Raw genomic sequence first — 272 nt, 5'->3', positions numbered from 1 at the left:
TCTTTACTTACGTAACAAAACCTTATAACGAACAGACAGATCATAGATTAGATGGTCGATTTAAAAATAATGTCGTCAATAAAATAGCGCTACGGGTTAATACAGGAGTAGAATCAAATATTGTAATTGGAAAGACTGGTGCTGAAAACCTTCCTGTTTACGGATCATTTATGGAGAATAATATAATTTCACAGTCACATGAACCTATACCTATCTATTATTTACAAGCCACAGATAAATTGATAGAGTTCCAATTAAATAATCAATAGTAA

1 protein-coding gene is annotated in these 272 nt (G+C 30.9%); it reads left to right on the top strand.

Going from position 1 to position 272, the window contains the following annotated elements; all coding sequences use genetic code 11:
* Positions 1-269, top strand: a 269-nt coding sequence (locus Q5762_RS38420; RefSeq protein WP_315896952.1) for a hypothetical protein, incomplete at its 5' end; no start/stop codon positions are given.
* Positions 270-272 lie beyond the last annotated feature (3 nt).

The organism is Streptomyces sp. P9(2023) (genome assembly GCF_032436795.1).
Taxonomy (GTDB): domain Bacteria; phylum Actinomycetota; class Actinomycetes; order Streptomycetales; family Streptomycetaceae; genus Streptomyces.
The sequence above is the reverse complement of the archived record's forward strand: the minus strand, read 5'-3'. Positions and strand labels throughout refer to the sequence as shown.